Source organism: Embleya sp. NPDC005575, assembly GCF_040605455.1.
Lineage (GTDB): Bacteria > Actinomycetota > Actinomycetes > Streptomycetales > Streptomycetaceae > Embleya.
Genome location: NZ_JBEXCV010000114.1, coordinates 22,995 through 29,303 on the forward strand (window position 1 = coordinate 22,995; position 6,309 = coordinate 29,303).

Below are 6,309 nucleotides of genomic sequence, written 5' to 3' on the forward strand. Positions count from 1 at the left end.
GGGCGGCCGGGGCATGGGACGATCGAGCCCATGCGCATCGTCATTGCCGAGGACGCCGCGATCCTGCGGGACGGCCTCGTTCAACTGCTCCTCGACCGCGACCACGAGGTCGCGGCCGCCGTCGCGGACGCCGACGCCCTGCGAGCGGCGGTGGTCGAGCACAAACCGGACGTGTGCGTGGTCGACATCCGGATGCCTCCGACCCACACCGACGAGGGCCTGCGGGCCGCGATCGACATCCGCCGGGGCCACCCCGGCATCGGGGTGTTGGTCTTCTCGCAGTACATCGAGACCCGGTACGCCGCACAACTGCTCGGCGGGAACGCGGCGGGTGTGGGCTACCTGCTCAAGGAACGCGTCGTGGACACTCGGGACTTCACCGACGCGCTGGAGCGGGTCGCGGCCGGCGGCACCGCGCTGGACCCCGAGGTGGTCACCCAGTTGTTCGGCGCCGGGCTGCGCAGCGGCGGCCTGAGCACGCTCACCCCGCGCGAGCACGAGGTGCTGGGGCTGATGGCCGAGGGTCGGACGAACGCGGCGATCGCGAAGAAGCTGGTGGTGACGGAGCGCGCGGTGGAAAAGCACGTCGGCAACATCTTCACCAAGCTCGACCTGCCGCCTTCGGACACCGACCATCGCCGGGTGATGGCGGTGCTGCGGTATCTGCAGCTCTGACGAGACGGGCGCGGCGGCGTGCCGGCTCGCCGAGGAGGGCGTACGGCGGTGCCCTCGCATCGCACCGCCCCGTCCGGGACCGGCCGGCGCCGGATCGGCCCGGGTCGCCTGCGGCACCTGCGGATTCGAGGAACGGATCGCCGTGCGTTCTGCGTTGCGGACCGGTGTGGGATGCCCGGATCGCCCCCTCCGTGATCCACGCATCCCACACCGCCCTCGGGCCGACCACGGCATCGGCCCCCGGAGCGGATCGATTCAGGGCAGTACCGGTTCTTCGACCCGCACATCGGTCTCCGCGCTCTCGACCGCGTTGCGGGAGCCGAGCACGATCGACGTGAACGCGGCCGGTCCGGGGCCGGCCGCGGGCGCGATCGTGCCCACCTCGTGCGTGCCCGTGCCGCTCTCGTCCGTACCGCGTGCGGTCAGCGCGACGATCGCCGACACCACCGCCGCCAGGATGGCCGCCGCCGCCGCGGGCACGGCGCGTCCGCGACTCACCCGACCGGTCTCACCGGCCGGGCGGCACACCACGCCTTGCGCACCCTCGTAGCGGTGCTCCGCCGCCGCCACTCCGGCGCCGGATGCCAAGGCGTGGCCCGGTCGTTCCCGAGGCGAGTCGCCGCCTTGGGCCGGATGTGCCGCTCGTCCGTCGCGCTCCACCATGGGATGCGCGCCATCGAACCCGTGCCGCTTCGGTCGTCGTCGAACCGGGTCGGCGCCATGGCCTGCCGCGGGTCCCGCCGCAGCAGCCGCGAGCACGGGGCGGGCGCCCGGTGGCCGCCGCCACCGGGCGTTCCCGCATACGCCAAGGGCGCGGAGAATCGCGCCCCCGTGGGCACCGGATCGGTGGGAGCCGTGCTGTGGCTGCGGTCGGATACACGCATGCGCGGCCTCCCCCGAAACGCCGTGCCCGCCCCACCCCGGGCGGGCACGGCGTAGCGCGAGGCTAGGGGCGTTCCTTGTGGGTTTCCTGTGAACGGGCGGCCGGGGAAGGAATTTTCCCGGTGGGCCGGGTCGCCGCGCGGGATTTCGGTACGCCGGCCCGCGTCCGGGACACGGCCGGGACGGGCCGGGTGTCGGACGTGACGGGCGGCGCGGGCGGACTCGCCGGATCCGGGGCCCGGATGCCCAACCAGGCGCGCTCCCGGGCCGCGACCGGGTCGGCCCGCAGCGGCAGCACCACCTCGAACCGGGTGCCGTGTCCCGACGGCGGCACCCCGACGGTGACCCGGCCGCCGTGCAGCGCGACCTGCTGGGCGACCAGGGTCAACCCCAGCCCGGCACCGGGGCTGTCCGGGCCGCGCCGGAAACGCTCGAACACCACCTCGCGCAACTCCGGTGCGATGCCGGGCCCGTCGTCGTCCACACACACCACACCGCAGTCCATCCCGGGCAGCACCTTCACCAGCACCCGACCCGCCCCGTGTACCAGCGCGTTGCCCACCAGGTTGTCCACCAGCAGGCGCAGCCCGGGCGCGAATCCGTACACGACCACCTCGTGCGGCGCCTCGACCCGCACGTCGATTCCCCTCGGGACGGCCCGCTCCTCGTCATCGGGCCGGCGGGCCGGCGCCGCCCGGGCCGCCGCGTGCGCGACCTCGCCCAACTCCACCGGCTCGAACGCCGATGCGTCCACCAGGTCGCCCTGAGCGAGTGCGCGCAGCGCGGTCAGTACCGACAACACCCGTTCGTGGCCCACCTGTAGGTCCGCGACCACGTCCTCACGTTCGGCCGAGGCCAGGTCCGGATAGGTGGCCAGCACGTCCAGATCGGTACGCATCCCGGTGAGCGGGCCGCGCAGCTCGTGGTCGACGGTCGCGGCGAACGAGCGTGCGGTCTCCAGTGCTTCGCGGGTGCGCGCGGTCTGCGCCGCGTACCGGCCCAGCACGTCGTCGAGGGTGCGGCCGAGTTCGTCCACCTCGATCACGCCGGACGGCACGTGTACCGCGTCGTGTGCGCCGTCGTCCGGATCCAGCCGGGCGGCCCGGCGGCGCAGCGCACGCAGCGATCGGGTGGCCGCGGCGCCGGCGGCGAGTCCGGCCAGCCCGGACAGCGGCACCGTGAACGCGGTGACCACGTACACCCGCCGACGCAACAGTGCGGCCTGCGCGGCCGGTTCCCCCGAGGGAACGAATACGTACAGCGAGCCGTTCGGCACCGGCCGGGTCACCATCCGCCACGAACGCCCGCCCGCGTGCACCGTCACCGGGGACGGCGCGCGCTTGGGCAGCGGCGCGTCCTCCGGCGGCTGGGGCCCCACCAACAGCGGTCCGTCCGGTGTGTCGACGCGGATGCCGACGTCCAGGGCCATACCGAGGATTCGGTACTGCCGGGTGCGGATCGCCTGTTGGCGCTCGTCCAGGTCGGCCCGGGCCAGGATTCGTGCGGGTGGCGCCAGGCGTTCGGCCCGCTGCTGGAGCTGCTGTTCCTGACGCTGCATCAGGTCGTGTCGGGCCCAGCGCACCACGAGTGTTCCCGCACCCAGTACGAGCAGGGGCACTAGGACGGCGACCGACAGGGCGACCCGGGTGGAGAGCTTCATCCGGGACCGCCCGAGGTACGCAGTACGAAGCCCACCCCGCGCACGGTGTGCAGCACGCGCGGTCGGCCGCCGGCCTCCAACTTGCGGCGCAGGTAGCTGACGAAGGTGTCGACCACGTCGGTGCGCACGTCGAAGTCGTAGCCCCAGACCCGGTCCAGCAGCTGATCCCGGGTCAGCACCAGGCCCGGATTGCGGGTGAAGATCTCCAGCAGCGCGAACTCACGGCGGGTCAGTTCCAGGGCGACGCCGTGGCAGGTGGCGACGTGCGCGGCCACGTCCACCGCGACCGGGCCGACCCGCAGCACCGGTTCACCTGCTCCGGCCGCCGGCCGGCGGCGCAATAACGCCCTTAATCGTAGGTCGAGTTCGCGCAGGTCGAAGGGTTTCACCAGGTAGTCGTCGGCGCCGCTCTCCAGGCCCGCGATCCGATCGGCCGTCTCGTCGCGCGCGGACAACATCAGGACCGGCGTCTCGGCGCCTCGGGCGCGCAGCGCGGCGCACACCTCGATGCCGCTGACGCCGGGCATCGCCACGTCCAGGACCACGACCTGGGGGGCGAGTGCGCCGGCGGGCGGAGTCGGGGCGGCAGGAACGATCGGCGGTGCGGGCGCGATCAGTTCGAGGGCGCGGGTGCCGTCGGGAGCGAGGGTGACGTGATACCCGGCCAGGCGCAGGCCGCGTTCCAGGGCGCGCCGGATGGAGGGGTCGTCGTCCACGACCAGGACGTGCGGCGCGCGGTCGATGTCCGGTTCCGCGGTCACCGGGTCGCGGCCTCCGGTTGCGCGGCGGATGCCTGCGGTATGTGTCTGCGGCTGAACGCCTCGACGCGATGTGTGATGCCCATGTCGTCGGCTCGACCCATGTCGTCCCCCGGAAGGCTGTTGCCGCTGTCGCCGAAGTTGTCGGTGCACAACCTATGGCGGGAAAGCATGTGCTGTACGGCGAATGACGGCTCGTCAAAGGCGTGGTGGAGCAGGGGTGTCGGGCTGGTCGGGGGGTGATGTGTGGGGAGGGGCGTGGGGGGTGTCGCGAGGTGCGTCCTTCGCCGTGTCGGACAACCAGCGGAACCAGTTCGTGCGGTTGATCGGAATCTGTGGGTTGTGCAACAGCCACAGCACGTGACCGGCCTGGTCCCGGGCCCACGGCTCGCCGGAGACCTGCGCCTTCGCCAGCCGGGCGCGCAGGTCCTCGCCGTCCACCACGCGGGCGATCCGCGCGTACTCGCGGTCCTTGCAACGATGCCGGCGGTACACCACCAGCTCGACCAGGTCCACCAGACGGGCCCGCGCCGCGGCGTGGTGCCCGGGGACGGCGATCAGCCGGATCAGCCGCTGCTTGGTGCTCCAGACCTTGGCGTGCCGGGTCCACTCGGTCGGGTACCGGGCCTCCCACTCCAGATAGGTCAGCGCGTACGGTAGGCCGCCCCAATCGGGCACCTCGGCAGGTGCGAGCGACTCGGTGAGCAGGGTCGCGGCGGGCGTGCGCAGCCACGCGGCGCGAAAGCGCTCCAAGGCCGCCTCCTCGGCGGAGACCGAGCGGGGCACTCGCAAGACGATCGTGTCGTACGCGGCGCGCGCCTCGCGGGTGTCGCGGGCCACCCGCAGATACCGGTCCAGGGCGCGTCGATGCGCGATCTCGTCGTCCGACACGAGCGCGCGCATCCAGCCCAGCCGGGTGTCCCAGTCCTCGATCGCGCCTGGTTCCGTCACGCCGACGATCTACCCAGGTGTTCACAGAACAAGTCCGCCATCGGGCGAGCCGGCCGGGGGAACTCGTCGCCGTACGGCACGGGGTGTCCACCTCGACGGGTTTCGGGGCACTTGGCCTGCGCCGGCCGCGCTGCTCGCATCGCTCGCGCTGCTCGTGTCGGCCGCGCTGCCCGTGCCGCCCGCCCGTGGGCGGTGCCGATCGCCGAGCCGGTGACGATCCGGACCCGGCGCGCGCAGCTGGTCCGGCGAGGGGAGTTGAGCGGCGTGAACGGCGTTCCGTGGCGCGAGGAGGGCGGGGAGGGGCGGCGGTGGCGGGGTTTGACCGGGCCGCCCGTGTTGCCTGCCGCCCACGTGGCAGGCGCTGGCCGTGCTGCCCGTCCGCGTTGCCCGCATGTTGTGCGCGGCCCGCGTTGGCCGTGCTGCCCGGCCGCTTGCGTGGTGTGCGGCTCGCGCGCTGCCCACCCGCGCTGTCCGGCGCTGCCCTGCGCCGCCTGTGTGGCCTGTGCTGCCCCTGCCCACGTGGCCTGCGCTTGGTCGTGGTGCCTGCCTGTGCTGCCCGCGCTGGCCGTGCTGCCCCGCGCCGCCTGTGCTGCCCCTGCCCAGGTGGCCTGCGGTTGGTCGTGGTGCCTGCCTGTGCTGCCCGCGTGGGCCGTGCTGCCCCGCGCTGTTTGCGCTGCCCCTGTGGCTCGCGCTGCCGCGCTGCCTGCGGCCTGTGCCGCCCGCACGGGCCGCGGTGTCCGCCCGTGCACCGCGTTGCCCGTGGTGCCCGTGCTGCCTGCGCCGCGCGCTAGCCGTGTTGGCTGTGCTGCCCGCGTGACCTGAAGTGGCCACGCCCGCCCGCCCGGGCTGCACATGGTGGCCGCCCCGGGGCTTGGGTGGGCGGGGATTCGGTCGCTCGGGGGTGGGTCAGGCGCTGCCTGTGGCGAGCTGGGGGGTGCGGGTGATTCGGCCGGTCAGGGCGAGGGGTGGGGTGTTGGGGTGGGTGGGGCGTGGGGGGAGGGCGGCGAGGCCGGAGCGGTTGGGGCCTGCGGTGGCGAGTTCGGCGCGGATGCGGACCTCCATGAGGGCACCGGCGGGCGCGGCCAGCGCCTTGGCGAGGAGTTCGCAGGCGGCTTCGGTGCGGCCCTCGGCGCGTTCGACGACCGCGAGCGCGTACAGCGCGTACGCACCGACGGGAGTGAGCCCCTTGGTGCCGGTCAGCCGCAGCGCCTGCCAGGCGCCGTCGCGCGCCTCGGCGATCCGACCCTGGGTGGTCGCGGCCATCGAGAGTGCGGCCAGGAACCACGCGGCCAGCGTGCCCTGCCCGGTGGAGCGGGCCAGCCGCAGCCCCTCGGCGGCGTGCGTCTCGGCCTCCACGGCCCGCCCGGACAGCGCGCCGGCGAC

6 protein-coding genes and 1 pseudogene are annotated in these 6,309 nt (G+C 74.0%); 1 reads left to right on the plus strand and 6 read right to left on the minus strand.

The window, feature by feature from the left end:
* The first annotated feature begins 30 nt into the window (after window positions 1-30).
* The gene (locus ABZS54_RS30195) at window positions 31-675 is read left to right on the plus strand and encodes a response regulator transcription factor (protein ID WP_020554005.1); all 645 of its coding nucleotides are present in this window, start codon (window positions 31-33) and stop codon (window positions 673-675) included.
* 255 nt (window positions 676-930) lie between these two features.
* Here ABZS54_RS30195 and ABZS54_RS30200 read toward each other — a convergent pair whose 3' ends face one another.
* The 6 genes and pseudogenes from ABZS54_RS30200 to ABZS54_RS30225 form a co-directional block, all read right to left on the minus strand.
* A complete protein-coding gene (locus tag ABZS54_RS30200) occupies window positions 931-1,263 on the minus strand; it encodes a hypothetical protein (protein WP_355543020.1) in 333 nt (110 codons plus the stop codon).
* Window positions 1,264-1,621: 358 nt separating this feature from the next.
* Window positions 1,622-3,217, minus strand: a complete 1,596-nt coding sequence (locus ABZS54_RS30205; RefSeq protein WP_355543023.1) for a HAMP domain-containing sensor histidine kinase — start codon at window positions 3,215-3,217, stop codon at window positions 1,622-1,624.
* A complete protein-coding gene (locus tag ABZS54_RS30210; RefSeq protein WP_355543026.1) occupies window positions 3,214-3,978 on the minus strand; it encodes a response regulator transcription factor in 765 nt (254 codons plus the stop codon). Before ABZS54_RS30210 ends, ABZS54_RS30205 begins: the two co-directional genes overlap by 4 nt.
* Window positions 3,975-4,148, minus strand: a complete 174-nt coding sequence (locus ABZS54_RS30215; protein WP_355543029.1) for a hypothetical protein — start codon at window positions 4,146-4,148, stop codon at window positions 3,975-3,977. Before ABZS54_RS30215 ends, ABZS54_RS30210 begins: the two co-directional genes overlap by 4 nt.
* Window positions 4,149-4,173: 25 nt before the next feature.
* The gene (locus ABZS54_RS30220; RefSeq protein ID WP_355543032.1) at window positions 4,174-4,926 is read right to left on the minus strand and encodes a hypothetical protein; all 753 of its coding nucleotides are present in this window, start codon (window positions 4,924-4,926) and stop codon (window positions 4,174-4,176) included.
* Window positions 4,927-5,832: 906 nt separating this feature from the next.
* Window positions 5,833-6,309, minus strand: a pseudogene (locus ABZS54_RS30225) (hypothetical protein); the annotation flags it as partial.